This is a genomic window from Pseudoalteromonas sp. SG43-6 (assembly GCF_014164365.1).
Lineage (GTDB): Bacteria > Pseudomonadota > Gammaproteobacteria > Enterobacterales > Alteromonadaceae > Pseudoalteromonas > Pseudoalteromonas rhizosphaerae.
In genome coordinates this window covers 1-25,610 of the sequence record NZ_JACJEZ010000060.1, presented here as the reverse complement: position 1 = coordinate 25,610, position 25,610 = coordinate 1, and the positions used below count along the sequence as shown (strand labels likewise).

The following is a 25,610-nucleotide window of genomic DNA, read 5'->3' as shown; positions in this document are numbered from 1 at the left end:
TGAACATGAACATGAACATGAACATGAACATGAACATGAACATGAACAGCATGATGATCTAACAGGCGAACCTAAGCAAATCACCGCGTTTTTAGTGGGTTTTGATTCTCCGCTTTATACGTTACAAGTTAGGCGCAATATTAATCAGTACAAACCTGAAGCGTTGCTTGCCATCATGCCTGGTGTAACTTTGCGTGAGCTATGGGAAATGCTGACAATTGTTGAAAAAATCTTGTTGCTGTTTTCTATCGTAGTGGTACTCGTGAGCCTGCTAGGCATGCTAACGACCCTATTGGCCAGCCTTAACCAACGCCGCCGCGAATTGGCCATTTTACGCTCTGTCGGTGCGCGTCCTTGGCATTTATTCACATTGATCAGCATAGAATCACTACTGATAACCTTTTTAGGTTGCCTAGTAGGTTGTGGGTTATTTTATTTATTAATGTCTCTTGCCACAGGTTACTTGCAAAGTAATGCCGGCATCACAATCACCATTGCGATGCTATCGAGCTATGAACTGGTATTGATCGGCGCTATTATGGCGGCCGGCTTTATCGTTGGTTTGATACCAGCCACCCGCGCCTATTTTTACTCATTGTCTGATGGCATGAGCATTAAAATTTAAGAGGAATATCATGCAGTACTTTCAAAAGCTCAGTTTGCTTTGCTTAGTTATTTTTAGCTTTGGTTATAATTTTAGTAGTTATGCCAATGAACCAAAAGAAATTTTTTGGGAAGATTTAATTCCTAAGGGACATGTACAAATAGATACTCAAGATCAAGCTAGCCATGAAGGTACAGAGCAAAATTGGGTGCAACCTGATCTAGATGCACCAATTGTTAAGGAACTCAATGGCCAATCAGTCAGCTTACCTGGGTTTGTAGTACCTCTTGAAGGTGACAGCGAAATGATTACTGAGTTTTTATTAGTGCCTTACTTTGGTGCTTGCATCCACGTGCCACCACCACCACCGAATCAAATTGTTCATGTGACAATTAAAGGCGGCGTGCCAATTGAAAGTTTGTACGATGCCATAGTAGTTACCGGCGTCATCAGCACTGAAACCTGGAGTGGCGACATTGCACAAGTGGGCTATAAAATGACAGCCGTCGGCGTTGCACCGTTTGAGCTGTAACTCAGATACATACCTCAGGCGTGTTGTTCCCAGTGCTGCAAATAGCAGCTCTCAAGTGCAACATGCCTTAACTTATTTTTGGCATTGACTACAGTACACTGTACTACGTTGCCCTAAACGAATTTCTGTTAATGCTTTCTTACATACCATACATGGCTCACCTTTGCGGCCATAAACTAATAACTGTTGTGCAAAGTAACCTGGTTTACCATCACTTTGGGCAAAGTCTTTTAATGTCGTGCCACCTTGGGTGATAGCCGCAGCCAAAGTATCTTTAATAATAGGGATTAATTGCTGATAGCGCGCTTGTGATACTTTTCCTGCTTCACGTTTTGGATGAATACCGGCCTTAAAAAGAGACTCGTTAGCGTAAATATTACCCACCCCAACCACCACAGCGTTATCCATAATAAATTGTTTGATTGGCACTTTCTTATTTCGTGACTGCTCATATACGCGCTTAGCAGTAAATTCATCAGTGAGTGGCTCAGGGCCCAGTTTGCTCAGTAAGCTATGGCATTCGCCGGGCGCTTGCCATAAACAACAACCAAATCGGCGTGGGTCATTTAGTCTAAGAGCTTTACCGTTGGCAAATATAAACTCGATATGATCATGCTTTTTTAATGGCTCATTTTGTTCAACAACTCGTAAATTACCCGACATACCTAAATGCAAAATAATGCTGCCCAGTTCACACTCAAGTAGCAAATACTTTGCCCTACGCTCAACAGCTAACACAGCTAAGTTAGCGATTTTGTACACATCATCAGGCACAGGCCAACGCATATTCGGATTATGAATATTCACCTTTGTAACTGTTTGCTGCAAAATATGTGGGGTGATCCCCATTCGGCTAACTTCAACCTCTGGTAATTCAGGCATACTATTTAGGCTCACTTTGTGAAAAATTAAAACTAGGGAATAAACGCTGCGCAGTTGCTTTATCAAGTGATAACACGCGCTGGTTGCTTTTATCTAATAAATAATAGCCTTGTGGTGCGCTATATAATTGATACAACCAAGGAAGTTGCTCGCCTGCCAACCATACGGTTGCTACAGTCAAAGCTGAGGTATTATGGAATGCTTGCTGATTATCAGCGACCGACAATTGCATGCTCTGCCATTCATTTACTAATGCCACAAGGTTTGCTGTTGTTGCTTGCCAAAAACTAGCAGGTGCATTATTGATTAATGCAGTGGCGCGCCAAGAAGTGCCTATGCGCTCTATTTTTTGATCGGGAAACTCTAGAGCTAAAATAAAGTTTTGCGCTGGCAATACACTTTGCACACTAGATTGTTCTGAACCACTGTTGAGTTTTGTATGTAATCCATTAAAAAAGAAAATCATCAACAGCATGGAAAAAATAACCACATTATTCCAGCCCCTGCGACCTAACTGCATTTGAGTTCTTCCTAAAAGATTCAATTAGTTAAAGTGTAACCAAAAACATATAAAAATGGCAGTTGAATTTTTTAACTACTGTTAAGACTGAATATTACAAAAAATCACCAACGCGAATGTGTCAAAGTTAAATTACTTTGCTAAAATACGGCAAAATTTAAGGAGTTCCGTCATGTCAATGTATGTAGTGGGTCATAAAATCCCAGATTCAGATTCTATTTGTGGTGCAATCGCACTCGCATATTTGAAAAACCAAATCGAAGAACCAGCAATTCCAACTCGTCTTGGTGAAATATCACCTGAAACGCAGTTTATTCTTGATAAATTCGGCTTTGAAGCACCAGAGCTAAAATTAAGTTATGCCGGTGAAGATGTTTACATCGTTGACCATACCGAAAAAACGCAAGCACCTGATGATATCGATCAAGCTCGCGTTGTTGGCGTTGTTGATCACCATAAACTAGGCGATTTAACCAGCTCTACACCTCTTGAATGCTGGATCCGCCCTGTTGGCTGCTCAAACACTATCATTAAAATGATGTATGACTTCTACAATGTTGAAATTCCAAAAGACATTGCAGGCATCATGATGTGTGCAATTTTAAGTGATACGGTTATTTTCAAATCACCAACCTGCACCACAGCTGATATTAAATGTGTTGAAGCGCTTGCTGAAATTGCCGGCATCGAAGACTTTAAAGAATTAGGCATGGATATGTTCCGTGTTAAGTCAGCGGTTGAGAATACTCCAGCGCGTGATTTAGTAATGCGTGATTTTAAAGACTTCAACATGAACGGTAAACTAGTTGGTATTGGTCAATTAGAAGTTATCGATCTAGCGGTATTTGATGATATTAAAGCAGACCTTGAAGCTGATATTGCTAAGCTTAAAGAAGAAGGTGGACGCCACTCGGTATTCTTATTACTTACCGACATCATGAAAGAAGGCTCACAAATGCTGATCGTATCTGACGATGCAACACTAGTTGAAACTGCTTATGGTGTAACGCCCAAAGACGGAAAAGCATGGCTAGACGGCGTACTGAGCCGTAAAAAGCAAGTAGTACCACCACTGCAAGATGCATTTGCAAAGCTTTAACGTGCTAGGTGCTAGGTGCTAGGTGCTAGGTGCTAGGTGCTAAAAATATTAACCTTGTGGGTTTTTCCTGCAAGGTTTTTTTATACCTAAAACTTATCAGTTAATATTTGTGCTACACAGGACTCTGCAAATAAGTAATACTTAACATCATAAATAATTAGGTAATATTCATTTATGTTAGGGTTTTGGTACAGTAAGTCTCCGCAATTTGCAAAGGATCACAAAGATTTTTGGCGAGCACGTTTAATCGCCCATTTTTTATTATTTTCAACAGCTTACTTTTTCATTTTAACAGTACTCAATGTTTTCTATTTCGAGCAATTAGACCTTGCCTTAATTGACTGTTTAGGACTTGTTATCTCATTAACTATTTATTTCTGGTTTTACAAATCTGGCAACGTTAATGTAACCGCATGGGCTGTTACATTAATGGCTAGCAGCTTAGCTATATTATTTATAATTTCGGTAGGCGGAAATCCATTCTCAATATTATGGGCTACGCTTATCCCCCCTATTGCATTTTTTTTAATAGGCAGAAAACGGGGAAGCATCATCAGCGCAATTGCATTCTCTATTTGTGCATACTTAATTTATACACAGCAACAACAAACAATAAACAATAAACAATAACCATAGGGTTAGGATCATTATTTAACACTATCGAAGTCAGTATCGCTCATATTCTAATTTTTAGATTTTACGAAAAAACACGTTCGTTAGCGTATCAAAACTTATCTAACCTTAATGACGAAATTAAAAAGTTAGCAGAAACAGACAAGTTGACTGAGTTATATAACAGACAAAAATTTGATGCAGAGTTATCGGCATTAATAACTAAAAGCGAGCACTCTCAAACATCTCATTGTTTACTTATGTGTGATATAGACTATTTCAAAAAAATTAATGATACCCACGGGCATTTAGTTGGCGATAAAGTACTAAAAGAGTTTGCCCATCTGTTGCAGCAAAAAATAGGTGAGTAAGCGTTAATCGCTCGTTGGGGTGGTGAAGAGTTTGTAATAATATTACTCAACACTGCTTTGTTGGATGCAGCAATGCAAGCGAATGAATTAAGGAGTTTAATTAGCTCAAATACAGTTGCCAATATGCCTATCACTATCAGCCTTGGGGTAACCGCTATACAAAAGAGTAATGATAGCGTTTTAAAAGTATTAGAGCGAGCTGATAAGGCACTCTACTTTGCTAAACATCACGGCCGAAATTTAGTTTGCATCAACGATAACAACGCACATGTTACCTGTTATGACACATTTTTAAAATTAGTCGACGATGATATAAACGAATAATACCAATCGACTTAAATATTTAACTATTCTAGCGCGCTAAATAAAGCGCTAACTGCGTTAGTAATTTTTCATGTAGAACAACTACATGTCAAAATTTCTGCCTTGTTATCACTGTATTTTTCTGTCGCTATAAATGGTCAGTAACTTAAAACGATTGGTATAATCTGTGATTCGAGAACGGAAAAACTACGCATTTGAAAAACAAAAAACCCAGCCTAAGCTGGGTTTTTGATATTCATAGAAAACTAAAATTACTTGATTTTAGCTTCTTTGAAAAGAACATGTTTACGGATTTTTGGATCAAACTTTTTGATTTCCATTTTTTCCGGCATGTTACGCTTGTTCTTGTCGGTAGTGTAGAAAAAACCAGTACCAGCTGTAGAAACTAAACGGATCTTATCACGCATGACTCAGGTCCTTAAACTTTTACGCCGCGAGCACGGATTTCAGTAAGAACCGTGTCGATGCCTTTTTTATCGATAATACGCATACCTTTAGTAGTAGTGCGTAATGTTACAAAACGTTTTTCACTTTCAACCCAAAAACGGTGTGTTTGTAGGTTAGGTAGGAAACGACGTCTAGTCGCGTTTCTCGCGTGTGAACGGTGATTACCAACCGCAGGACGCTTACCTGTAACTTGACATACTTTAGACATGTCTATATATCTCCAATAACTTCGCTCGAGCTTAATTTGTCCCCTAGGCTATGTATTTTGTGCCCCAGGGATAAATCGAAGGGCGCTCTTTATACAGCTTATACAGGCAAAGATCAAGTGATTGATCTAATCCAACCAGCTCATGTGTAAATTTGATAGCGGCTAATTATAAAGATCGAATGCCCTTAGGGAAAGTAAAAACTGCATTTAAATTAAACTAATTTGCAAATAAGCACTAAACCGCTCATTTTTAACACGCTTAGTGATTTGAATACGCTTAAATCAAGCCTCGTTCTGCAAACGAAACACAATTATCTCCCCCAACAACGATGTGATCTAAAATATTTATATCGACTAATTGCAAAGCTTGCTGCAATTTAGTGGTAATTAATTTATCAGCTTGGCTTGGTTCAGCAATACCTGATGGATGATTATGAGCCAAAATAAGTGCCGCAGCGTTATTTTTTAAAGCCGCTTTGACGACTTCTCTTGGGTAAACAGATGCCGCATTAATAGTGCCATAAAAAAGTGTTTCTTCTTTAATTAAGCGATTCTGACTATCTAAATACAACACCATAAATACTTCTTGCTGCAAGCCTCGCAGCTCAATCGTTAAATAGTCATATACTGATTGCGGTGAATTAAATACCGCTTCGCGCTGGCATTGCTCCATCATATAACGACGACTCAACTCCAGTACTGCTTGAAGTTGCACAAATTTTGCTGTGCCCAGTCCTTTTTGTGCACAAAAATCATCGATTGATGCATTAAATAAGTTATGCAGTGTTTGATTTTGTGTCATTAAATGTTGTGCTAACTCAACTACATTCATGCCCGGCAAACCCGTTCGCAAAAATATCGCTAATAACTCGGCATCGCTTAACGACTTAGCCCCTTTCGCCAATAACTTTTCGCGTGGTCGCTGGCTACTTGGTAAAGAGGTGAGCTGCATTATTTCGTCCCTGAAAAATGATTTATAATTTAACTGTAATGCAAAAATAAAATTTCGCCTGTAAAACTGCGAATAAATTCCATATTAAAACTTCGTCCCCAAGGCAAAGATTTGCTATCGTTAGCGCATATCGACAAACAGTTTTATCAGAGTATGACAAAGTTAATGACCAATTTAGCGACAGAATTAGTAAATAAAAAAATTGTACTTGGTATCAGCGGTGGTATTGCCGCCTACAAATGCGCCGAACTTGTTAGACGTTTAAAAGATCATGGTTGTGATGTCAAAGTGGTGATGACTGAGTCAGCTAAGCACTTTATTACTCCGCTTACCATGCAGGCCGTAAGTGGTGAAATGGTCTCAGACTCTTTGCTCGATCCATCTGCTGAAGCCGCTATGGGCCATATTGAATTTGCTAAATGGGCTGATTTAATATTAGTCGCTCCTGCCACATCTAATATCATCGCAAAAATGGCAGTCGGCATTGCAGATGATTTACTCACCACTCTATTGCTGGCAACCCCCGCAAAAGTAGCAGTGGCGCCTGCAATGAATCAACAAATGTATGCCCACCCAGCAACTCAAGCTAACCTAGCAACTTTAAAACAGCGTGGCATTGCAATTTGGGGCCCAGGTAAGGGTGAACAAGCATGTGGTGATGTAGGTGCAGGGCGAATGCTTGAACCACATCAGTTAGTGGCACTATGCACGCAACCTTCGCAACCGCAACTACTAGCTGGTAAAACAATTACAATCACCGCAGGGCCAACTCGTGAGCCACTTGATCCGGTGCGTTTTATATCAAATCACAGCTCTGGGAAAATGGGCTTTGGGCTTGCACATGCGGCAGTTAGTTTAGGTGCAACGGTTAACCTGATTTCAGGTCCGGTAACAATTGCGCCACCACCAGGTGTAAACCTAATAAACATTGAGACCGCTGAGCAACTACTTGAACAATCACTTATTTTTGCTCCCAAATCGGATGCTTTTATTGGTTGCGCCGCGGTTGCCGATTATCGCGCCGCAGCGATAGCCGAGCAAAAAATGAAAAAACAAGGCGATGAACTGACTCTCACTTTAGTTAAAAATCCAGATGTAATTGCCGCAGTTGCTAGCCTTACAGAGGGTCGCCCATATACAGTTGGCTTTGCCGCAGAAACTCAAGATGTCGCAAGCTATGCGAAAGGCAAACTCAGCAATAAAAACCTCGATATGATCTGCGCTAACGATGTATCACAAACGGGCCTTGGTTTTAATTCAGATCATAATGCTTTAACACTGTTCTGGCATAATGAACAAAAAGAACTGCCCGTCGATACCAAAAGCGCATTAGCACTGAGTGTAATGAGTGAGCTTGCTAAACGATTGTAAAAAGGCTGGAAAGAAACTGAATAAAACATTAACATAGCCCTTATCGCTTGCTCAAAAAGTGAGTGATAAGTAGCCGCCAAAAGCTAAGTAAATAATTATAAAGAAAGGAATGTTCATGCCTGCGACAAAAAGAAGTAATCGCAAAGAGCAAATACTACAAGCACTCGCACAAATGTTAGAAACCAGCCTAGGTCAACGTATCACCACAGCAAAATTAGCTGCTGAGGTAGGCGTTTCTGAAGCTGCGCTTTATCGTCATTTCCCGAGTAAAGCACGGATGTTTGAAGGCTTAATAGAGTTTATTGAAGACACTTTGTTGTCGCGCATAAATCTCATTCTTGAAAACGAAAAAGAAACTCAAAGCCGTATCTATAATATTTTATTGCTACTACTGGCATTTGCTGAGAAAAATCCGGGGATCACTCGTATTTTGACCGGCGACGCCTTGCAAGGTGAACAAGAACGCTTGCGTGAGCGTGTACAAAGCTTGTTTGAAAAGCTTGAAACACAACTAAAACAAGTACTACGCGAGCGTAAACTTCGCGAAGGTAAAACCTTTCAAAGTGATGAGTTAACCATTGCCAACTTTTTACTTGCCTACATTGAAGGCAAGATGAACCAATTTGTCCGCAGTGACTTTAAAGCAAAACCTAGCGCGCAATTTGAAAAACAGTGGTTAGAATTACAAAAAATATGGCTTTAACTCCTAGCTCCTAAAATTATCAACCTTGTCGGTTTTCCTACAAGGTTTTTTTATAAATGTTACTTTCAACCTTTATTTTCGACCGCTTATCGTTTCTACTCGAATTGTTGAACAAACTCGTTATGATGATGCAGATGAAACAAAACGAGAAGTAACAATGAAAGCACAACTTTCCCTACTCAGCGTAGCACTGGTTGCAAGCCTTGGCAGTGCCATGGCATCCGCAAAAGAGCCGCTACAATTTAAAGATGTATTCGATTTCAAAGCAGCTAAAACAACGCAATTATCTGAAAATGGTGAAGTACTGAGCTTTAGTGCAACCCCATACCGTGGCGATGCAACAGGCCAAGTCTATACCTTAAACAATAATAAATTACTTGCAGAAATTGAGCGCGGCACTAAACCTCAGATCAACAAAGCAGCTAACTGGGTAGCATTCACCCAAGTCCCTACTTTGCTTGAAAAAGAAACCACAAAAAAGAAAGACACCTTAAAAAACAATCTAGTACTCGTTAATACAATAACGGGGGAACAACAAGTTTTTGAGAACGTAAAAGATTACCAGCTCTCTGATGATGGTAACTGGTTAGCTTATCGCTTTGATGAAAAAGCAGATAAAGACGCTGATAGTAAAGATATTGATGACACAAAAAACACCGCTAAAACCAGTGAAATCAAACCTGATAAAAAAGATAAAGCGTTTGAGCTCATTGTTGTAAATTTAAAAGACAAAACAACTCATACAGTAAATAGCGTATTTAGTTACGCAATCAATACATTTGGCAGCGAGCTTCTTGTCAGCCAAAGCTATCCTGACGGTAACGATAACCAAGTAGCATTAATTACATTAAACCAAACATTTGATACGAGTGTATTAATTGATGAACCAGGCGTTGTTGCAAACAAAATAGTGTGGCATCCAACTAAGAATATTGCCGCATTTACACTGGGTAATTATGTAAATGACGATATGCGCCGTCGCGATCATCAGCTAAAACTGTGGCAAAACGAACAGCTTACAAATATTGCTGCTCCTGAAAAAGATTGGACTATTGGTAAAACAGCAAAATTGAGCTGGTCTGAAGACGGTGAACGCCTGTACTTTGAAAATCACCCTAAGTTAGCGGAAAAAATTAAAGAAAAGAAATACACCGATCAAGCCTCGTTATTTGATTACGATACGATACGCGACCAAAAAGGCCTTAATGTTTGGCATAACAACGATGCCGAAATTAAACCCCGCGAAGAGCAACAATGGAAAGAAATCAATAAAAACCGCCATTATCAAGCCGTTTACCATCTTAATGGCAAACAAGTTGCGCAACTAAGTAACACTGACATGCCAGATGTGGCACTCAATACCAACAATCGCACTGCGTTACTTGGTTCTTCAAATTTACCTTATCTTAAACGTATTATGTATGGCGGTTTTTTTGCTGACTACTATGCAGTCAATGTGCAAAATGGTGAGCGTAAAGCAATTATCAGTGATTACCCGTTTAGGCCCAGCCTATCACCCAGTGGACAATTTGCTGCTTACTTTGAAAATAGCCAAGTGCAACTCAAAGACTTAGGTAACAATAAAGTCAGTACCTTAACAACAGCGATTAAAGCAACGTTCGCTGATGATCAGCACGATTACCCTTCAACTCAACCGGGTTATGGTTTTGCCGGTTGGTTAACTGATAGCAGCCAAGTGCTTGTATATAGCAAATACGATATCTGGGCATTTGACGTTAAAACCCTCAAAGCCACACGCCTTACACAAGGCAAAGAAAACAACACGCAATATCGAGTCATCAAACTTGATAAAGACCAAGTTGGCTTTAAAAAAGACGATACATTGTTGCTAAGTGCTACAAACTTACAGCAAAAGCAAACTGAAATAGCAAAACTCAATCTTGCTGATAACTCGATCAGCAAAGTATTAAGCGGTAAAAAACGTTTTGACGTGGTAAAAAAAGCTAAATATGCCGATAAATACCTATTCACTGAGCAAACTTATCAGCAGTTCCCTGATTTTTATCAAGCTGATTTTAGCTTTAAAAAGCCACAACGCGTTACTAACTTAAACCCACAAGTTAACGACTTTGCGTGGGGGCAAAAACCGGAGCTAATTAGCTATAAAGGCTTCGATGGCGAAGACTTGCAAGGCGTATTGATAAAGCCTGCAGGCTATAAAAAGGGCGATAAAGTGCCAGTGGTGGTGTACTTTTACCGTTATATGAGTCAACGCATGTTTGATTTCCCTAAAATGGAATTAAACCACCGTCCTAACTTCCCAATGTTTACTTCGAACGGTTACGCGATTTTCTTACCTGATATTCGCTTTGAAATTGGTCACCCAGGTAAATCATCAACGCAAACCATGATCAACGCCACCCAAAAGCTGATTGATTTAGGTATCGCTGACCCTGATAAAATTGGCTTACAAGGGCATTCATGGGCGGGCTATCAAAGTGCCTTTATGATCACCCAAACTGATATGTTCAAAGCGGTAGTATCGGGTGCGCCCGTGTCAAACATGACCAGCGCTTACAGCGGTATTCGCTTAAAATCTGGATTAGCGCGTCAGTTCCAATATGAAACTGGGCAAAGCCGTATCGGTAAAACCTTGTTTGAAGCGCCAGAGCTTTACATCGAAAACTCACCGGTATTCTTCGCTGATAAAGTAAATACACCAATCTTAATTATGTTTGGTGATAAAGATGATGCTGTACCATGGCACGAAGGCGTACAGTATTATTTAGCGCTGCGCCGTGCAGGCAAAGATGCGACGTTTTTGCAGTATGAAGGTGAACCACACCACTTAAAGAAATTCCCTAACCAAGTGGATTTTTCAATTCGGATGATGCAGTACTTTGATCACTACTTAAAAGGCAAGCCTGCCGCTAAGTGGATGACCGAAGGCGAAGCTTTCATTGAAGAATAAGCTGAAGAATAAGCAGCCATAAACTAAAACGCCCAGCAAATGCTGGGCGTTTTTTATTTACCTAAAACTACCTAGCCCGCTGACGATTACCGCCAACCTTAGGTTTGGTATTGGCTTTTTTAAACTGGCTAAATCCGGTGTGACGACTAAGCGCTGGACGCCCGCCTTTACCTGCTTTAAGCGATTTTTCGTCACGGGTTTCTTCTGGCACTAAGCAGTTTGGACCTTTACCAATCAACTTAGCTTTGCCCATACTACGCAGTGCTTCACGGATCATCGGCCAACCTGCTGGGTCGTGATAACGCAATATCGCTTTATGTAAACGACGTTGACGCGCGCCTTTTGGCACCGGCACTTGCTCAGTATTATTTTTAATATTACGCAGCGAGTTCATCCCAGTGTGATAAATCGTGGTGGCATTAGCCATTGGTGACGGATAAAAATTTTGCACTTGATCTAGTTTAAAATCGTTCGACTTTAACCACAACGCCATGTTCACCATGTCTTCGTCTTTAGTGCCAGGATGCGCAGAAATAAAATAAGGGATCAGGTACTGCTTTTTCCCTGCTTCTTTTGAATATTTATCAAAAAGCTCTTTAAACTGATCATATGCGCCCATGCCTGGTTTCATCATCTTAGATAATGGCCCGTCTTCGGTATGCTCAGGCGCTATCTTTAAATAACCGCCAACATGATGGGTTACGAGTTCTTTGACGTAACGAGGGTCTTGCACAGCTAAATCGTAGCGAACACCAGAGGCTATTAGGATTTTTTTAATCCCCTTAACTTCACGAGCCTTTTTATACAACTCGATAGTCGGTGTATGGTCGGTATCCATATGCTTACAAATATCAGGATACACACACGATAAACGTCGGCAAGTACTCTCAGCTTTTTTGCTCTTACAACGCAGTTTATACATGTTTGCAGTTGGCCCACCAAGGTCCGAAATAACCCCAGTAAACCCTGGTACTTTGTCACGAATTTGTTCGATTTCTTCAATAATCGATTCTTGTGAACGACTTTGAATTATCCGTCCTTCATGCTCAGTAATTGAACAGAAACTACAGCCACCAAAACAACCTCGCATAATATTAACTGAGGTTTTGATCATGTCGTAAGCGGGGATTTTTGCAGTACCATAACTTGGATGCGGAACACGCTGATAAGGCAACCCAAACACCGCATCCATTTCATGTGTTTCAAGCGGATACGCAGGTGGGTTAACCCAAATAGAGCGATCGCCATGGCGTTGGAATAACGCTCGAGCACAACCTGGGTTCGTTTCTTGATGTAAAATACGTGATGCATGAGCGTACAGTGGTTTATTAACACTCACTTGCTCAAACGCAGGTAGCTTAACGTAGGTTTTTTCCCAAGGTTTAGGACGCGCTGGCTGAATGGTAATTGGTTTTGCCGCTTCAGCTTGTAAATCAATACCCGCTTTTTTAAATTCGCTTTTGCTACAACCCACATCATCCGCACCATATGGGTTTGGAATTGGGTCAATTTTACCAATTTTATCAATCGCGGTGGAATCACTACCACGCCAGCCCGGTAATGGCTCTTTACGAATAACCGCCGTACCACGGATATCTTGAATGGTATCCATAGTTTCGCCGGCGGCAATACGATGAGCAACTTCTATTAATGGTCGCTCAGCATTACCGTAAATAAGAATATCGGCTTTGGCATCAAATAAAATACTACGGCGAACTTTTTCTTGCCAGTAATCATAATGGGCAATTCGACGCAAGCTGGCTTCAATGCCACCTATTACAATTGGCACACCTTTGTAGGCTTCGCGGCATCGTTGTGAGTAAATCATCACCGCACGATCAGGACGCTTGCCACCCACATTACCGGGCGTGTAGGCATCATCATGGCGCATACGCTTTTCAGCCGTATAGCGGTTGATCATCGAGTCCATGTTACCGGCAGTCACACCAAAAAATAAGTTAGGCTTACCAAGTGCCATAAAGGCATCTTTCGAATCCCATTCTGGCTGAGCGATAATACCGACTCTAAAACCTTGTGCTTCAAGTACGCGACCAATTACCGCCATACCAAAGCTGGGGTGATCTACATAAGCATCACCACTGATAATGATGATATCGCAGCTATCCCAGCCAAGGGCATCCATCTCTTCGCGTGTAGTTGGTAAAAATGGTGCTGTGCCGTAACACTCAGCCCAATATTTAGGGTATGAGAATAACGCTCGCTTGGCTTTAAGTGCGCTCATATAAAGTAACCAATTGCTTTAAAAAAGGTCGCAAAGTATACCCGAATTAATCACCAAGCGATATTAGCTATTTACACTGGCATCAAACATAATATTATTTTTTACTTTCAATATATTGAATAAGCTCAACTTCAGGCATTGGTTTAGCGTACATAAAACCTTGCACTTCATCACAGCCCAATTGCTTAAGAAAGTCAGCTTGTGCTTGTGTTTCAACGCCTTCTGCAATCGTTTTTAATCCGAGCTGCGCGCCAAGAGCTATAACCAGCTTGGCAATTGCGCCGCTGTCTTTTTCGGGTAAGTCTTTGACAAATGCACGATCTATTTTCAACCTATCCAACGGTAACTTTTGCAAATAACTCAGTGATGAAAAACCAGTCCCAAAATCATCTATCGCCACTTCAATACCAAACTCTTTTAGATCTTGCAGTGTTTCAATCACCATCGAGAGATCATCCATCACCACACTTTCGGTAACTTCTAATTCAATATTTTTTGGGTTTACCTGATATTTTCGCAAAGTATCTTTGACTTGTTGTGCGTAGCCTTTTACCTTAAATTGCGGTACCGACACATTGACCGCAATACAAATTTCAACACCTTGAACCTCAAGACGTTTTTGCTGCTGACAAGCCTGCTCCAATACCCATTGACCAATCTCAACAATTAGCCCGGCATCTTCAGCAAGTGGTACAAAAATCGCAGGAGAAATATAGTTACCTTGTCCCGATGGCCAACGTAGTAATGCTTCACAGCCTTTTAATGACAAATCACTAAACGCCAATTGCGGTTGATACCATACTTCCAATTTATTATTTTCAAAGTCTTGGCGAAGCTGGCGAATAATCCCTAATCGCCAAGCCATTTGCTCTTCCATATCGGGAGTGTAACAAACAGCATTCCCCTGATTACCTTTTTTAGCGTGATTGAGTGCAATATACGCAAGCTTAAGTGTTTCAATACCGGAGGTTTGAAAGTCCAGTTGCTCGCACAAACCAATTTTAAAATTAACCGGTAACAGATGCTCTGCTGCTGCAAACGGTAAGCTTAAATTTTCACTTAATTCGTTTAGATCAAATCCATCGCGCTCAATTAAAAAACCAAATACATCTGCACCAATCCGTGACAGTAATTTAGCGTTTGGGTATTCTTGTTTGAGTCGCTCAACGATTGATGTAAGTAAGTGATTACCCACCTCTTGACCCAGACCATTGTTGATGTCTGAAAAATGTGCGACATCAATTAGAATAAATAGATACTCGTTACTATTTAATCGATGATACTTTTCAATTTGTTCAATAAAATCAGTTCTATTGGCAAGACCAGTTAACACATCTTTGTAGGCTGCATCTCTGAGTTTATTAAAAAGTCTGACGTTATCTAAGCCTACACTGACGTTTGTTAAGAAAACTTCAGCAAATTGCAATTGTGTTAAGCTTGGTTGGCTAACGTACTCTAAGTAAATAGCAGCCTGACGATTTTTACTTTTCAATAAAAACGTAGTGTCGTGCTCAGTGTGCTGATGTTCGCCAAACTCAAAACAATTTTGCACTTGCAAAATAATCCGCCCATCATCAAGTTGTTCTACACCTTGGCCAATAAAAGCACTAAACTCAGCGCAACCACCCAACACTTGAACTTGATAACTATCATCCAGACTGCCACATACAACCCCCCTTGGCGCACAATCTAAAATTACCGAGAGCTGCTTAATCACCGCCATAGTAAATGCTTTAATGTCGGTAAAACCTAAAATTGCCTTTGAGGCTAACAGAATATTATTTAACGCTTTGCTTTGATATTCAAGTTGGCAAACTTGTTCGTATGAGCGAATAGCTGTAACTAACGAGGTAACTAGCTTACTGCGGGTAAGTTCGGTTTTAGTTTTATAATCATTGATATCATATTCTCGGATCACCTGTTCTTCAGGCGCATATCCAGGCTGACCCGTTCGTAAGATAATTCGTACGTTATGATTTTTCAGCGTATCACGTACCTCTTTAACTACTTTTAAACCCGCATCATCGGATTCCATGACTACATCTAACAGTAATACCGACACATTATTAGTATTAGCTAACACTTCAACTGCTTCAGCGCCAGAATAAGCATGATGAAAACGCAGTGTTCTTCCCCAAAACTCGACGCCTGAGAGTGCTAGTTCTGTTACAGTGTGAATTTCAGGATCGTCATCAACAATCAGAACATCCCAGTAATCTTTGGGCACAACCTCTTCATGAGGCTCATCTTCATGGTTAAAAAACAAAAAATCATTGTGTTCTGACGTCATTCCAAATCCTTTAAATTCAAATATTACGCGCCATCATTTAATATTGAGACAATTCAGTTATTGACTAATAAGTTATCACTATTTAACTTATGATACAGTATTAATGTCGATGATTAATGAATATTGATTTACAGATTATAGTCGATATTCAGCAGCTTGCTGTGCGACAGTGGAATTTATAATTTAAGGAACAGCCATTAATATTTTACCCAGAATTACTAAATTTATTTTTCTGATTACTTTAATTCTTTTGGTAATTGGGCTGCTATTGCCACAGCAATACCAAGTACAAAAGAGCATTGAAATTCATGCTCCGCAAACAGATATCACCCCGTTACTTAGTGATTTTACCAAGTGGTCTAGCTGGTCACCTTGGCAAAAAGTAGATCCGAGTATTGTTTTCACGCTTGGAGAGCCGAGCTCTGGCGTTGGTGCTCATCAATTTTGGCAAAGTAGCTGGGGATTTGGTGAAATGACGATTACCAATATAAGCAGCACTAAAATCAATTTTAATATTCTCTTTAATGAAGAGCATATTGTTACAGGTGTGGTCTCTTTTTCACCACTAGCTAATGGTAATCAAGTGACATGCTCACTAGATGGCGAAGTTACTACTTCAATTTTAGGTGGTTACTTGGCGCTATTTAGCCAATATATTTTGGCAAATACGGTGAAACTTGGACTTAATAATTTAAAAACTACTGCACAGCTGCAAATAGCCCCACACAGCGAGAAGATCGATGACGATTCAAACAGCCCAAGCAAAAATTAACCTTGCTCATATAATTGAAACTAAGCTAGGTTACTCGATGAGTAAAACCAGTTCGACTCGCCTTACCAGTACCAGTGATGATAGTTATGGCCCACAAGGGCAAAGTAAACGGCCCTATCAAGTCAATAGTGATAACTCAACACTCAATAGAGCCCAACATCGCCAACAATTGCTCCTTATCAAACAACAACACAATATTGAAGCGATCATGGCCATGGCAATGGATTTTTGCCCTGACGTAACTAGTAAAGGGCAACCTGACAGTGATTGGGTCGAACGCTTTATTGCACTATGTGAAGATACTTCAAACGAATCTATGCAAAAGCTGTGGGCAAAAATTTTAGCGGGAGAAACGGTATCACCGGGAACATTTTCAATTAAAAGCTTACAAACACTTAAGCAAATGACCCAGCGCGAAGCGGATGCATTACAAAAATGTACCGCGATTTGTGGCTATAATGAAAAAGATAATAGCCATTTAATTTTATTAGGCTTTTATAAAAAACCTTCGCTATTTGATTTGCTACGCAAAGGCAATAAAGTGTCGTTTAACTTAGGTAAAGCTGGGATCAGCTTTCCTGATGTATTAACTTTGATGGATATCGGCCTAATCTACCGTAAAGAAATTGAATCCGCAGCACTTAAGGCGGGCCAAGAAATGAATCTGACATTTTTAACCCAACGGATTGCACTCAAACCAAAAAATAACGATTTAGTGCTCAGTTACTATAAATTTACGCAAACGGGTGATGAACTTAGAAAATTGATTAACACGCCAGTTAATAAGGCCTATAAGCACTTGTTAAACAGTGCACTTGAGGAAGAGTTTGAAGTAGCGTGGCACGCAATTAAATAACGGTACCACGCCAAAGCACACAAATTAGAAGTGAATTTGTATGCCGGCAAATGGACCTGATGCATCAATATTAGTATATAGATTATCAATATCATCAAGCTCTAGCGTCATTTTACGGTAACCCGCTTTGATATCTAAATCTACCGCTAAGTTATCAAGTAAAGCCCATGCAATACCCGCTTGGTAGTCTTGTACTTTGCTATCATCGATAGCAAGTAAGCTGCCTTCAAAGAAGACGCTTAAACCCGTTAACGGTAAGCCTACTTCAGCACGACCATACACTAATGGCACAAAACCAGAAAAATCCACAGTTTCTGTTGTTGTTGTGCCATTGGCAGTACCGGTAACAACAATATCGCCATCAAACTGCTTAGCATTTACACCTAAGTCGATAGACAACAAGTCATTATCAAATATCTCATAGTATAAAATATAATCAATGTGTGATAAATCGCTGACCGTAGTTGCAGTGGTATTGGTTGTAAATGAAGTGCCACCAAACTCAAACGTCTCATTAAGCAAGGTTGAGCCATTTAACTCAAGCTCGGTATACTTTAACTTAATATTTGGCACTAATGGAATTGGATGCTCAAGCGCTGCGTAGTAGCTAATGAAGGTTTCATCTTCAAAATTAAAGTCTTGCATATTACCGCTATCAGAAAAGCTACCTGAATTATCAGATTGCCAGCCATCAACACCAACATATAAACCTAATAGAGTGTCAGCGTGAGCCGCTGGAGCCAAAAATGCCATCGAAAGGGCAGCGGCTAAACAGTACTTTTTCATGTGTTATCCTTGCGCTAAAAGTTCGCTAAGTTCAATAAGAGCCGCATTGGCTCGTGAAATATAATTTGCCATTACTAATGAGTGATTAGCAACAAAACCAAAACCATTACCATTTAAAATCACCGGACTCCAAACAGTCTCTTGGGTTGCTTCAAGCTCACGTATAATTTGTTGTAAGCTCACACGTGCATTCTTTTTCTCTAATACATCAGCAAAGTCATATTCTACCGCTTGCAAAAAATGTAATAAAGCCCAAGTTGCACCGCGTGATTCATAAAACACATCATCAATTTCCCACCAAGAGGTTTTTATCTGATTTTGTAATGGTGCATAAGTCGCTTGGTGTGCTTCTTTGTCACCAGCTAAATCAGTATTTAACCGATCTTGACCAACGCTGGCACTTAACCGCTGACTTAAACTACCAAGGCGTTTTTCGGCTTCTTTTAACCAGCCTCGTAGGTTGTCTGCCCGCGCGTAAAACTGACTGTCACGGCTGTTTTGGTCAGCTATTTGAGTACGATACACGATTAATAAATCAATGCCTTTTTGGTATTCACTCTCGGCACTTGGCCACGCCCATGCTTCTGAACTAATATTAAATTGGGGCTGGGCTTTTTTTAGAGCTTCATGTTCGGTCGATTGCGACTGAGAACGGCTAAAGTCTTTACGCATTGATAGCGCCAAATCGCGCGTCATTTCTAATGCGCCATATTCCCAAGCAGGCATATTATCCATAAGAATACTCGGAGGTATTACATCATTTGATAAATAGCCACCAGGTTTATTCAATAATGTGCTGGCAACATTAATCAAAGCCGTAGTTGTTGTGTAACCTGTTACTAGTTTTTCGCCACGCTGCTGCGCATCCTGTTTAGCTTGCGTGATCACATTTACGCGGCTTGGCTCAACACTCCAATACACAGATACGGCATAAAATAAAATAAAAACTAATATTAGCCCTGCTATAATTTTTCCTTTATGTTGTGACATTTAATCTCCTAGTGATGTGTATGGTGCTGTTCAGATAGTGATACTTGCTCAACTTGGCTTTCTAATGAAACCACGGTAGCTTGAGTAAATACACGATCTCCATTGCTAAAATATAGCGTGAGTTTGAGTTCTTGCCCTATTTTTAACGGCTCTTTTGGTTCAAAAACCATTAAATGATAACTACCTGGCTTAAAATCTAGCTGTTGATGTGCTTTGATCTCTAACCCATCTACTTTTTGCATTTTCATCATACCATTAACATGCTGATGTTCATGTACTTCAACTCGTCCTAAGCCCTCAAGGCTAACCTTAGTTAATGTCACTGCTGCATCACCATGATTAACAAGCGTTAAATAACCAACACTGGATTGACTGCCAGGTAAAAAAATCCTTACTTGGGCATTGCTAACTACAATATCACTTGCTGTATCATGTTGATGCTCTGCATGGGCAAATAGCACAGGAGAGTATAGGCCTACAGCTAAAAAAGCCGCTGTGAAGATAGTTAGTAATGGCTTAAGAGTCATTTCGATCCTTGTTATAATAATCACTTTAAGTGCTAAATTTAGCATATTTGCGAAAAAATAGTCAGCTAAATTAGCATTTAAGGTAACCTCTGTGTGGCAAGCTATGCGACCTTTTTATTATCCGCGACTAACCAACACAGAAAAACAATCAGCAGTAGCGGCCATGCGATCATCACAGAACCAAACAACAAAGCCAGCATCACGCCGACTCCTATTATTAGACCTGCGCCAATCAAACCAACACTAACCAGCGCAATAATGGCAATAACGACCACCACAGCGACTAATGCACCAAATAGTTCAATGCCAACCCAACTCAAGTCAGCAATCCACAAAGGGAGCTGCCATGAGTCAAACTGCATTATCTCAAATGGACTAGAAGCGATAAACAATGCTGCTAGTAGACACAGTGCAATAATTTTCATGGCGCTCTCCTAATAAACCTTGTTGTCTAAACAACAATGTGCAATTAAATAACCCGCACCAATAAACAGTGGGAACTGAATAAACAGTACAATAGTTGCTAATCGAGTTGCCCAAATCGGAAAATCAAACCGACGCGCTAAGCCACTACATACTCCCGATATTTTTTTATTTAATGGATCTTTACACCATTGAGTATTGTTATTAAATGTATTCATTTTTATAACTCCTAAGCCGACTGTTTTACTTTAGCTTTAAGTGCTGCAAGCTCTTTATCCAAGGCTTCGTCTTTTACAAGCGCATCAATTTGCGTTGCCGTGTCTGATTGATTAGCTGCAGCCATTTCGTATGCTTCCACTTGTGATTCAATTGACTCAACTCGGCGCTCAATCACATCAAAACGCGACAGTGCATGTGCCACTTTATCGCTATGTAACTGCTGATTAACTCGTACTCGTGCATTTAAAACACTATGCACCTGAGTTAAACTCTGCCGCTTTGCTTTGGCAGCACTAAGTTTGTCTTGTAAACGCTGTGCATCGTCAGCTAACTTGGCCAATGAATCGGTTAATTTAACAAGCTCAGGTTCAACAGCTGCCATATCAGCGGCTACACGCTGCTTTTCTTTTAATGCGGCTGTGGCTAAATCATCTCGACCTTTACTGACGGCTATTTCGGCTTTTTCTTGCCATTGTGCTATGGATGTTAACTTATCGCTTTGCTGGCGTTTCAATGCTTTTTCTTCACACAAAATCGCTGCAGCGGTAGTACGGCACTCATTCAGAGCTTGTTGCATCTCGATAATAAGTAAATTAAGTAGTTTTGCTGGATCCTCTGCCTTATCAAGCACAGCGACCAAGTTTGATTGAATTAGATCATTAACACGATTCATTAGGCCCATGATTTTCTCCTGTTGATTATGGGTGATTACACCAAGGAGATTCCAAGACTTATGCCATGTCGTTAGAAAAACAACTAAAACAATAAATAACAATAGGATAGAAAGATAACGTCAATTTAAAAGTGACGTTTAGCTGAATTAAAATACGTTAAATTAACTAAAAAAGTGATATTTTGACTAAATTTTAGGATCAAAAAAAGCCACTAAAAAGTGGCTTTCAAGATTAAAATTTCAGCTATTCAGGCACAAAACTTAATGCTTTATCCATCACTGATAAATCGGCTTGCTTACCATGGCCGTTTTCAGATAAATGACGTCTAAATCCTCGCGCCCCTGGTTGGCCTTGGAAAATACCCAACATATGGCGAGCTATATGCCAAAAATTAGCGCCTTGGCGCATTTCATCTTCAATATAACCATACATTGAACGCACCACGTCATGACGCGATAATGTACACGCAGTATCACCGTAAATTTTCTCGTCCACTTCACTTAATATAAATGGATTACTATACGCTTCACGACCGATCATAACGCCATCAAGATGCGCTAAATGAGCAAGACTATCAGCGATGGTATTAACCCCACCATTTAAGCTTAAATCAAGCTGTGGGTAATCTTTCTTCAGTTGATAAACACGCGGATAATCAAGTGGTGGAACTTCACGGTTTTCTTTCGGACTTAATCCCTTTAGCCATGCTTTACGGGCGTGAATAATAAAGTCATCACAGCCAACCTTGTGAATCGCTTCGATCAGCGCACATAAAAACTCATATGAATCCTGCTCATCAATACCAATGCGTGTTTTCACCGTAACAGGAATAGTAACCTCCGCCTTCATTGCTGCAATACAATCAGCAACAAGCTGCGGCTCGCCCATTAAACACGCACCAAAGCGGCCATTTTGCACTCGATCCGAAGGGCAACCAACATTTAGGTTTACTTCATCATAACCACGTTCAGCAGCCAGTTTTGCACACTTTGCCAAAGCTTCAGGATCAGAGCCACCTAATTGCAAAGCAACGGGGTTTTCATGTGTATTAAAGTGTAGATAATCACCACGCCCAAATAAAATTGCACCGGTTGTTACCATTTCGGTGTAAAGCACCGCATGCTTGGTCATTTTACGATGAAAAGTACGGCAATGGCGGTCTGTCCAATCGAGCATGGGGGCCACAGAAAAACGTCTATTCAAAGTAAAATCCTCAGATGATATATAAGTATAAGGGTTATTCCCTCATTGGAAGGCGCTATATTTTACACAAATCAAAGCCGAGCTTCAATCGTAAGCAAGTTGTTGTTTGTCGGTAGCAGAGATTGAGTTGTTTAACGCAGCAACAAAAATGTATGCTGCGCTTTAGATAATATACTTAAAACGATTTTGTTAGATTATCAAATTGCTGGCCTTGCACTGTAATAGTGGTTTTTTCTAAGCTTATATAATCATTTTTTTGCTTGGGGTTAACCAAACGTGCTGCGACTTCAAATTTAGCAACTTTAGCTTCGCTATTTAGCTCAAGTATTTTTAAAGATGAATGAGTATCATGCTTAGCTGACTGCACATAATATTCACCAGCCCAACTGGCATCAAACACTAAATTAGGCGCATTTTTAGCGGAAGATTCAATAAACACTCCCTCTTTAATTTCGTCTCGTAATAAAGTAACGGTGTAATGATCTCCTCCCGTATGACCGAAATATACGGTAACGGCATGATTGTCATTATGACTAAAATCATAGTCAGTAACTTGAATAACCTTCATTTCGCTTGGAGGCGGTTCAACGCAAGCCGTTAATCCTAAAGCGAGAAAACCGCATAAAATAATCTTTTTTAATAACATTTTTCATTCCTTAAATTTTATTACGTTATATTTAATCTAGATAATTCTAAGCAATAATTCAAAATTTTATATGATAATAGTTATTTAACAGCGCTACACAGCCTTTATATGAATACTTGTAAGCCAAAATAATGGGCTATCCCGTCGAGTATATTTGTCACGGCAACTGATGAAAGGATCAAACCCATGATCCGGCTAACGATACTCGCACCGCTGTCACCAATTAATTTGTGAACATGGGTTGCCAACAGTAACAGCACAAGTACCACAGTAAGAACAGCTAACATCATTGATGAAGTAATTAACTGCTCAACCCACGTGTATTCAGTATTACGAGTCATCAAAACAGCGCCAAGCATCGCGCCTGGACTGGCGATTGATGGGATAGCTAAAGGGAAAATGGCCGTTTCAGTGCTATCACGTACACTTTTAATTTCCATTTCTGGTTTACTTTCACCAAAAATCATCGACAAAGCGAACAGCAATAACACGATACCACCTGCGATTTGAAACGCTGACAAGGGGATATTGATAGCATTTAAAAGCAGCTCCCCAGCGACAACAAAAAACAATAATACCCCAGCAGACACCAGAACAGCTTTCAACGCGACTTTACGTTTGAATTTGTCACTATCTCCGCGTGTTAAGGCTATAAAAACAGGCACAGTACCGATTGGATCGATAACCGCAAAAAAGAAAATAAATACCGCTAATAATTCATTCATTGTTAGCCTTCCTAGAATAAAACTGTCTAATAAAAACGCTGCAACTACAATACAGTATGTTAGTATAACACGGTAGCGTAAGGATAAGAGAAGATGAAAATAGAATCACTCGTTAGTAAAGCCAAACAAGTGTGTGACAATCGCGGTGCGCGATTCACTCCAATTCGTGAAAAAGTATTTCGCCTATTAGCAAGTGCGCAAGGCGGAGTTGGCGCTTATGATTTATTAGAGCAACTAAAACTCACTGAATCAGGAGCAAAACCAGCCACAATTTACCGTGCCTTAGACTTTTTAGCTGAATTAGGTTTTATTCACAAAATTGAAAGTACTAACGCATTTATGTTGTGTCATCATTTTGATCATATCCACCCTGTACAACTGTTGATATGCGATAGTTGTGGTTTTGTCAAAGAGCTACACTCTAGCGTGATTTCGCATGAACTTAATAGTCTTGCTGCTGAGAGTGGTTTCGTCGTATCGGGGCAAACTATTGAAGCCCATGGTAGATGTGGAAATTGTAAAGAATAATTAAGTGCAGAGCTAAAATAACTCACTACACTTTAACGTATAACCGCAGTTAAACTGCTAAATTCGAGGGATAAACAATAATGAATGTAGAGTTCATCAATCCTTTTTTATCATCTTTATTAAATGTGCTCAGCACAATGGCGCAAACCGAACTAAAACCGGGTAAGCCGAAAATAAAAAAAGATGAAGTTGCCTGTGGCGACGTTTCGGGATTAATTGGCATGGTAGGACCGCAAACTAAAGGTTCATTTTCGATCACTTTTGATGAGAGCCTTGCCTTGACTATTATGGAAAGAATGCTAGGTGAACGCCCTGATTCGATCAATGAAGAAGTAACCGATATGGTTGGTGAAATTACCAATATGGTCACTGGTGGGGCAAAAAATCTACTTGGTGAAAAAGGCTATGACTTTAATATGGCTACACCAATCGTTGTGTCTGGTAAAGGCCATACCATAACTCATAAAAGTGAAGGGGCAAAAATATTAATCCCATTTACCTCTGATGCCGGTAATGCCAATATTGAAGTTAGTTTCGATAAAATATGAGCTGGTTGCAAAAACAACTACTTTTAAAGCCTCGCTCTCGAGGCTTTCATATTATTGATAGCGAAATACTCAGCCAACTCCCTGAGATTTCCGATTACCAAATTGGCTTATTACACCTTTTTATACAGCATACTTCAGCCAGCTTAACGATTAATGAAAATGCCGATCCGACAGTACGTATGGATATGGAAAGTCACTTCAATAAATTTGTTCCCGAGCGCCAACCTTATTATCGTCATGATTACGAAGGTGATGATGATATGCCTGCGCATATAAAAACGAGTACCTTAGGCTGCGAGCTAACGATTCCAATTAACCAAGGACGTTTACAGCTTGGTACATGGCAAGGGATCTATTTAGGCGAACATCGTGATCATGGCGGCGCAAGACGTATTATTGCAACGCTGCAAGGGCAAGTTTAAATAAAACTATTTAATTTAAATTGAAGTACCAAATAAATTGGATATGTGCTTTAAGCAATAACTGCTTGTCAATCAAATTTGGGTGGGTATTCATTTTTAAGAGATTGGAGCGGTACACGAGGCTCGAACTCGTGACCTCGACCTTGGCAAGGTCGCGCTCTACCAACTGAGCTAGTACCGCATTATAACTTTTAGGTTCTAG

28 protein-coding genes, 1 tRNA gene and 1 pseudogene are annotated in these 25,610 nt (G+C 40.1%); 13 read left to right on the top strand and 17 right to left on the bottom strand.

The genetic code is table 11. From position 1 onward, the window contains the following. Both H5201_RS19575 and H5201_RS19570 read left to right on the top strand, forming a co-directional pair. On the top strand, positions 1–625 hold a 625-nt coding region (locus tag H5201_RS19575; protein WP_182785230.1), incomplete at its 5' end, for an ABC transporter permease. 10 nt (positions 626–635) lie between these two features. Beyond that, entirely contained in the window at positions 636–1,136 is a 501-nt protein-coding gene (locus H5201_RS19570; RefSeq protein WP_182731300.1) for a DUF3299 domain-containing protein, read from the top strand. A 72-nt stretch (positions 1,137–1,208) separates the two neighbouring features. Here the strand turns inward: H5201_RS19570 and mutM are convergent, their stop codons facing one another. Next, a complete protein-coding gene (gene mutM / locus H5201_RS19565) occupies positions 1,209–2,018 on the bottom strand; it encodes a bifunctional DNA-formamidopyrimidine glycosylase/DNA-(apurinic or apyrimidinic site) lyase (protein WP_145234708.1) in 810 nt (269 codons plus the stop codon). Between the two features lies 1 nt (position 2,019). Beyond that, entirely contained in the window at positions 2,020–2,538 is a 519-nt protein-coding gene (locus H5201_RS19560; protein WP_145234706.1) for a hypothetical protein, read from the bottom strand. Positions 2,539–2,710: 172 nt separating this feature from the next. On the opposite strand from H5201_RS19560, the gene H5201_RS19555 reads away from it, so the two are divergent. The 3 genes and pseudogenes from H5201_RS19555 to H5201_RS23270 all read left to right on the top strand — a co-directional run bounded on the left by H5201_RS19555 (position 2,711) and on the right by H5201_RS23270 (position 4,944). Beyond that, positions 2,711–3,637, top strand: a complete 927-nt coding sequence (locus tag H5201_RS19555; protein ID WP_182718343.1) for a manganese-dependent inorganic pyrophosphatase — start codon at positions 2,711–2,713, stop codon at positions 3,635–3,637. A gap of 174 nt (positions 3,638–3,811) precedes the next feature. Next, positions 3,812–4,267, top strand: coding sequence for a hypothetical protein (locus tag H5201_RS23275; RefSeq protein ID WP_259399725.1), 456 nt, complete (start codon positions 3,812–3,814; stop codon positions 4,265–4,267). Between the two features lie 149 nt (positions 4,268–4,416). Next, a pseudogene (locus H5201_RS23270) lies at positions 4,417–4,944 on the top strand (GGDEF domain-containing protein). A 251-nt stretch (positions 4,945–5,195) separates the two neighbouring features. On the opposite strand, the gene rpmG reads toward H5201_RS23270, so the two are convergent. From rpmG to radC, 3 genes are all read right to left on the bottom strand, one after another. Further along, positions 5,196–5,351, bottom strand: a complete 156-nt coding sequence (gene rpmG / locus H5201_RS19545; RefSeq protein WP_004335545.1) for a 50S ribosomal protein L33 — start codon at positions 5,349–5,351, stop codon at positions 5,196–5,198. Positions 5,352–5,362: 11 nt separating this feature from the next. Then, the gene (gene rpmB / locus H5201_RS19540) at positions 5,363–5,599 is read right to left on the bottom strand and encodes a 50S ribosomal protein L28 (protein ID WP_004335549.1); all 237 of its coding nucleotides are present in this window, start codon (positions 5,597–5,599) and stop codon (positions 5,363–5,365) included. A 277-nt stretch (positions 5,600–5,876) separates the two neighbouring features. After that, entirely contained in the window at positions 5,877–6,551 is a 675-nt protein-coding gene (radC, locus tag H5201_RS19535; protein ID WP_169020545.1) for a DNA repair protein RadC, read from the bottom strand. Positions 6,552–6,704: 153 nt separating this feature from the next. Here radC and coaBC point away from each other — a divergent pair, with 153 nt between their 5' ends. The 3 genes from coaBC (at position 6,705) to H5201_RS19520 (ending at position 11,557) form a co-directional block, all read left to right on the top strand. Further along, a complete protein-coding gene (gene coaBC, locus H5201_RS19530; protein ID WP_179959239.1) occupies positions 6,705–7,922 on the top strand; it encodes a bifunctional phosphopantothenoylcysteine decarboxylase/phosphopantothenate--cysteine ligase CoaBC in 1,218 nt (405 codons plus the stop codon). Positions 7,923–8,037: 115 nt separating this feature from the next. Continuing rightward, positions 8,038–8,625, top strand: a complete 588-nt coding sequence (gene slmA, locus H5201_RS19525; RefSeq protein WP_182718344.1) for a nucleoid occlusion factor SlmA — start codon at positions 8,038–8,040, stop codon at positions 8,623–8,625. Between the two features lie 157 nt (positions 8,626–8,782). Then, positions 8,783–11,557, top strand: a complete 2,775-nt coding sequence (locus H5201_RS19520) for a prolyl oligopeptidase family serine peptidase (protein ID WP_182785229.1) — start codon at positions 8,783–8,785, stop codon at positions 11,555–11,557. A 67-nt stretch (positions 11,558–11,624) separates the two neighbouring features. On the opposite strand, the gene H5201_RS19515 is transcribed toward H5201_RS19520, so the two are convergent. Together H5201_RS19515 and H5201_RS19510 are read right to left on the bottom strand one after the other, a co-directional pair. Continuing rightward, positions 11,625–13,799, bottom strand: coding sequence for a YgiQ family radical SAM protein (locus H5201_RS19515; RefSeq protein ID WP_145234682.1), 2,175 nt, complete (start codon positions 13,797–13,799; stop codon positions 11,625–11,627). Between the two features lie 94 nt (positions 13,800–13,893). Beyond that, entirely contained in the window at positions 13,894–16,089 is a 2,196-nt protein-coding gene (locus H5201_RS19510) for an EAL domain-containing protein (RefSeq protein WP_182785228.1), read from the bottom strand. Positions 16,090–16,357: 268 nt separating this feature from the next. Between H5201_RS19510 and H5201_RS19505 the strand changes: the two genes are divergently transcribed. Together H5201_RS19505 and H5201_RS19500 are read left to right on the top strand one after the other, a co-directional pair. Next, complete coding sequence (locus H5201_RS19505; protein WP_246175639.1) at positions 16,358–16,861, top strand: SRPBCC family protein; 504 nt, start codon at positions 16,358–16,360, stop codon at positions 16,859–16,861. Beyond that, the gene (locus tag H5201_RS19500; protein WP_182785227.1) at positions 16,830–17,717 is read left to right on the top strand and encodes a TIGR03899 family protein; all 888 of its coding nucleotides are present in this window, start codon (positions 16,830–16,832) and stop codon (positions 17,715–17,717) included. The genes H5201_RS19505 and H5201_RS19500 overlap by 32 nt, the downstream gene beginning before the upstream one ends. 24 nt (positions 17,718–17,741) lie before the next feature. On the opposite strand, the gene H5201_RS19495 is transcribed toward H5201_RS19500, so the two are convergent. The 9 genes from H5201_RS19495 to H5201_RS19455 form a co-directional block, all read right to left on the bottom strand. Beyond that, positions 17,742–18,503 carry a TIGR04219 family outer membrane beta-barrel protein gene (locus H5201_RS19495; protein WP_149983237.1) on the bottom strand — a complete coding sequence of 254 codons (762 nt, stop codon included), beginning with the start codon at positions 18,501–18,503 and terminating at the stop codon, positions 17,742–17,744. A 3-nt stretch (positions 18,504–18,506) separates the two neighbouring features. Continuing rightward, the gene (locus tag H5201_RS19490) at positions 18,507–19,493 is read right to left on the bottom strand and encodes a DUF2333 family protein (RefSeq protein WP_145234671.1); all 987 of its coding nucleotides are present in this window, start codon (positions 19,491–19,493) and stop codon (positions 18,507–18,509) included. An 8-nt stretch (positions 19,494–19,501) separates the two neighbouring features. Beyond that, a complete protein-coding gene (locus tag H5201_RS19485) occupies positions 19,502–20,020 on the bottom strand; it encodes a copper chaperone PCu(A)C (RefSeq protein WP_182785226.1) in 519 nt (172 codons plus the stop codon). Positions 20,021–20,121: 101 nt separating this feature from the next. Then, positions 20,122–20,445: a hypothetical protein gene (locus H5201_RS19480; RefSeq protein ID WP_145234667.1), complete on the bottom strand. Its 324-nt coding sequence runs from the start codon at positions 20,443–20,445 to the stop codon at positions 20,122–20,124. Between the two features lie 9 nt (positions 20,446–20,454). Continuing rightward, positions 20,455–20,661, bottom strand: a complete 207-nt coding sequence (locus tag H5201_RS19475; RefSeq protein WP_149983241.1) for a PspC domain-containing protein — start codon at positions 20,659–20,661, stop codon at positions 20,455–20,457. An 11-nt stretch (positions 20,662–20,672) separates the two neighbouring features. Next, positions 20,673–21,344, bottom strand: coding sequence for a PspA/IM30 family protein (locus tag H5201_RS19470; protein WP_182785225.1), 672 nt, complete (start codon positions 21,342–21,344; stop codon positions 20,673–20,675). A 235-nt stretch (positions 21,345–21,579) separates the two neighbouring features. Then, the gene (gene dusA, locus H5201_RS19465) at positions 21,580–22,512 is read right to left on the bottom strand and encodes a tRNA dihydrouridine(20/20a) synthase DusA (protein ID WP_259399726.1); all 933 of its coding nucleotides are present in this window, start codon (positions 22,510–22,512) and stop codon (positions 21,580–21,582) included. 202 nt (positions 22,513–22,714) lie between these two features. Continuing rightward, positions 22,715–23,185, bottom strand: a complete 471-nt coding sequence (locus H5201_RS19460) for an outer membrane lipoprotein-sorting protein (RefSeq protein ID WP_149983244.1) — start codon at positions 23,183–23,185, stop codon at positions 22,715–22,717. A 104-nt stretch (positions 23,186–23,289) separates the two neighbouring features. Next, positions 23,290–23,910 (bottom strand): MarC family protein, encoded by a 621-nt coding sequence (locus tag H5201_RS19455; protein WP_149983245.1) that lies wholly within the window; start codon positions 23,908–23,910, stop codon positions 23,290–23,292. 93 nt (positions 23,911–24,003) lie between these two features. Between H5201_RS19455 and H5201_RS19450 the strand changes: the two genes are divergently transcribed. The 3 genes from H5201_RS19450 to H5201_RS19440 all read left to right on the top strand — a co-directional run bounded on the left by H5201_RS19450 (position 24,004) and on the right by H5201_RS19440 (position 25,408). Beyond that, positions 24,004–24,438 (top strand): transcriptional repressor, encoded by a 435-nt coding sequence (locus H5201_RS19450; RefSeq protein ID WP_145234655.1) that lies wholly within the window; start codon positions 24,004–24,006, stop codon positions 24,436–24,438. Positions 24,439–24,518: 80 nt separating this feature from the next. After that, entirely contained in the window at positions 24,519–24,986 is a 468-nt protein-coding gene (locus H5201_RS19445) for a chemotaxis protein CheX (protein WP_145234652.1), read from the top strand. After that, on the top strand, positions 24,983–25,408 hold the full coding sequence (locus H5201_RS19440) for a secondary thiamine-phosphate synthase enzyme YjbQ (RefSeq protein WP_182785224.1): 426 nt from the start codon (positions 24,983–24,985) through the stop codon (positions 25,406–25,408). Before H5201_RS19445 ends, H5201_RS19440 begins: the two co-directional genes overlap by 4 nt. Before the next feature lie 105 nt (positions 25,409–25,513). Here the strand turns inward: H5201_RS19440 and H5201_RS19435 are convergent. Beyond that, positions 25,514–25,589 (bottom strand) — tRNA-Gly (locus tag H5201_RS19435). Positions 25,590–25,610 lie beyond the last annotated feature (21 nt).

Bases quoted from the DNA above. Each gene is read 5' to 3' on its own strand.
- H5201_RS19570 (WP_182731300.1), top strand. From the start codon at position 636: ATGCAGTACTTTCAAAAGCTCAGTTTGCTTTGCTTAGTTATTTTTAGC.
- mutM (WP_145234708.1), bottom strand. From the start codon at position 2,018: ATGCCTGAATTACCAGAGGTTGAAGTTAGCCGAATGGGGATCACCCCA.
- H5201_RS19560 (WP_145234706.1), bottom strand. From the start codon at position 2,538: ATGCAGTTAGGTCGCAGGGGCTGGAATAATGTGGTTATTTTTTCCATG.
- H5201_RS19555 (WP_182718343.1), top strand. From the start codon at position 2,711: ATGTCAATGTATGTAGTGGGTCATAAAATCCCAGATTCAGATTCTATT.
- H5201_RS23275 (WP_259399725.1), top strand. From the start codon at position 3,812: ATGTTAGGGTTTTGGTACAGTAAGTCTCCGCAATTTGCAAAGGATCAC.
- rpmG (WP_004335545.1), bottom strand. From the start codon at position 5,351: ATGCGTGATAAGATCCGTTTAGTTTCTACAGCTGGTACTGGTTTTTTC.
- rpmB (WP_004335549.1), bottom strand. From the start codon at position 5,599: ATGTCTAAAGTATGTCAAGTTACAGGTAAGCGTCCTGCGGTTGGTAAT.
- radC (WP_169020545.1), bottom strand. From the start codon at position 6,551: ATGCAGCTCACCTCTTTACCAAGTAGCCAGCGACCACGCGAAAAGTTA.
- coaBC (WP_179959239.1), top strand. From the start codon at position 6,705: ATGACAAAGTTAATGACCAATTTAGCGACAGAATTAGTAAATAAAAAA.
- slmA (WP_182718344.1), top strand. From the start codon at position 8,038: ATGCCTGCGACAAAAAGAAGTAATCGCAAAGAGCAAATACTACAAGCA.
- H5201_RS19520 (WP_182785229.1), top strand. From the start codon at position 8,783: ATGAAAGCACAACTTTCCCTACTCAGCGTAGCACTGGTTGCAAGCCTT.
- H5201_RS19515 (WP_145234682.1), bottom strand. From the start codon at position 13,799: ATGAGCGCACTTAAAGCCAAGCGAGCGTTATTCTCATACCCTAAATAT.
- H5201_RS19510 (WP_182785228.1), bottom strand. From the start codon at position 16,089: ATGACGTCAGAACACAATGATTTTTTGTTTTTTAACCATGAAGATGAG.
- H5201_RS19500 (WP_182785227.1), top strand. From the start codon at position 16,830: ATGACGATTCAAACAGCCCAAGCAAAAATTAACCTTGCTCATATAATT.
- H5201_RS19495 (WP_149983237.1), bottom strand. From the start codon at position 18,503: ATGAAAAAGTACTGTTTAGCCGCTGCCCTTTCGATGGCATTTTTGGCT.
- H5201_RS19490 (WP_145234671.1), bottom strand. From the start codon at position 19,493: ATGTCACAACATAAAGGAAAAATTATAGCAGGGCTAATATTAGTTTTT.
- H5201_RS19485 (WP_182785226.1), bottom strand. From the start codon at position 20,020: ATGACTCTTAAGCCATTACTAACTATCTTCACAGCGGCTTTTTTAGCT.
- H5201_RS19480 (WP_145234667.1), bottom strand. From the start codon at position 20,445: ATGAAAATTATTGCACTGTGTCTACTAGCAGCATTGTTTATCGCTTCT.
- H5201_RS19475 (WP_149983241.1), bottom strand. From the start codon at position 20,661: ATGAATACATTTAATAACAATACTCAATGGTGTAAAGATCCATTAAAT.
- H5201_RS19470 (WP_182785225.1), bottom strand. From the start codon at position 21,344: ATGGGCCTAATGAATCGTGTTAATGATCTAATTCAATCAAACTTGGTC.
- dusA (WP_259399726.1), bottom strand. From the start codon at position 22,512: ATGCTCGATTGGACAGACCGCCATTGCCGTACTTTTCATCGTAAAATG.
- H5201_RS19460 (WP_149983244.1), bottom strand. From the start codon at position 23,185: ATGTTATTAAAAAAGATTATTTTATGCGGTTTTCTCGCTTTAGGATTA.
- H5201_RS19455 (WP_149983245.1), bottom strand. From the start codon at position 23,910: ATGAATGAATTATTAGCGGTATTTATTTTCTTTTTTGCGGTTATCGAT.
- H5201_RS19450 (WP_145234655.1), top strand. From the start codon at position 24,004: ATGAAAATAGAATCACTCGTTAGTAAAGCCAAACAAGTGTGTGACAAT.
- H5201_RS19445 (WP_145234652.1), top strand. From the start codon at position 24,519: ATGAATGTAGAGTTCATCAATCCTTTTTTATCATCTTTATTAAATGTG.
- H5201_RS19440 (WP_182785224.1), top strand. From the start codon at position 24,983: ATGAGCTGGTTGCAAAAACAACTACTTTTAAAGCCTCGCTCTCGAGGC.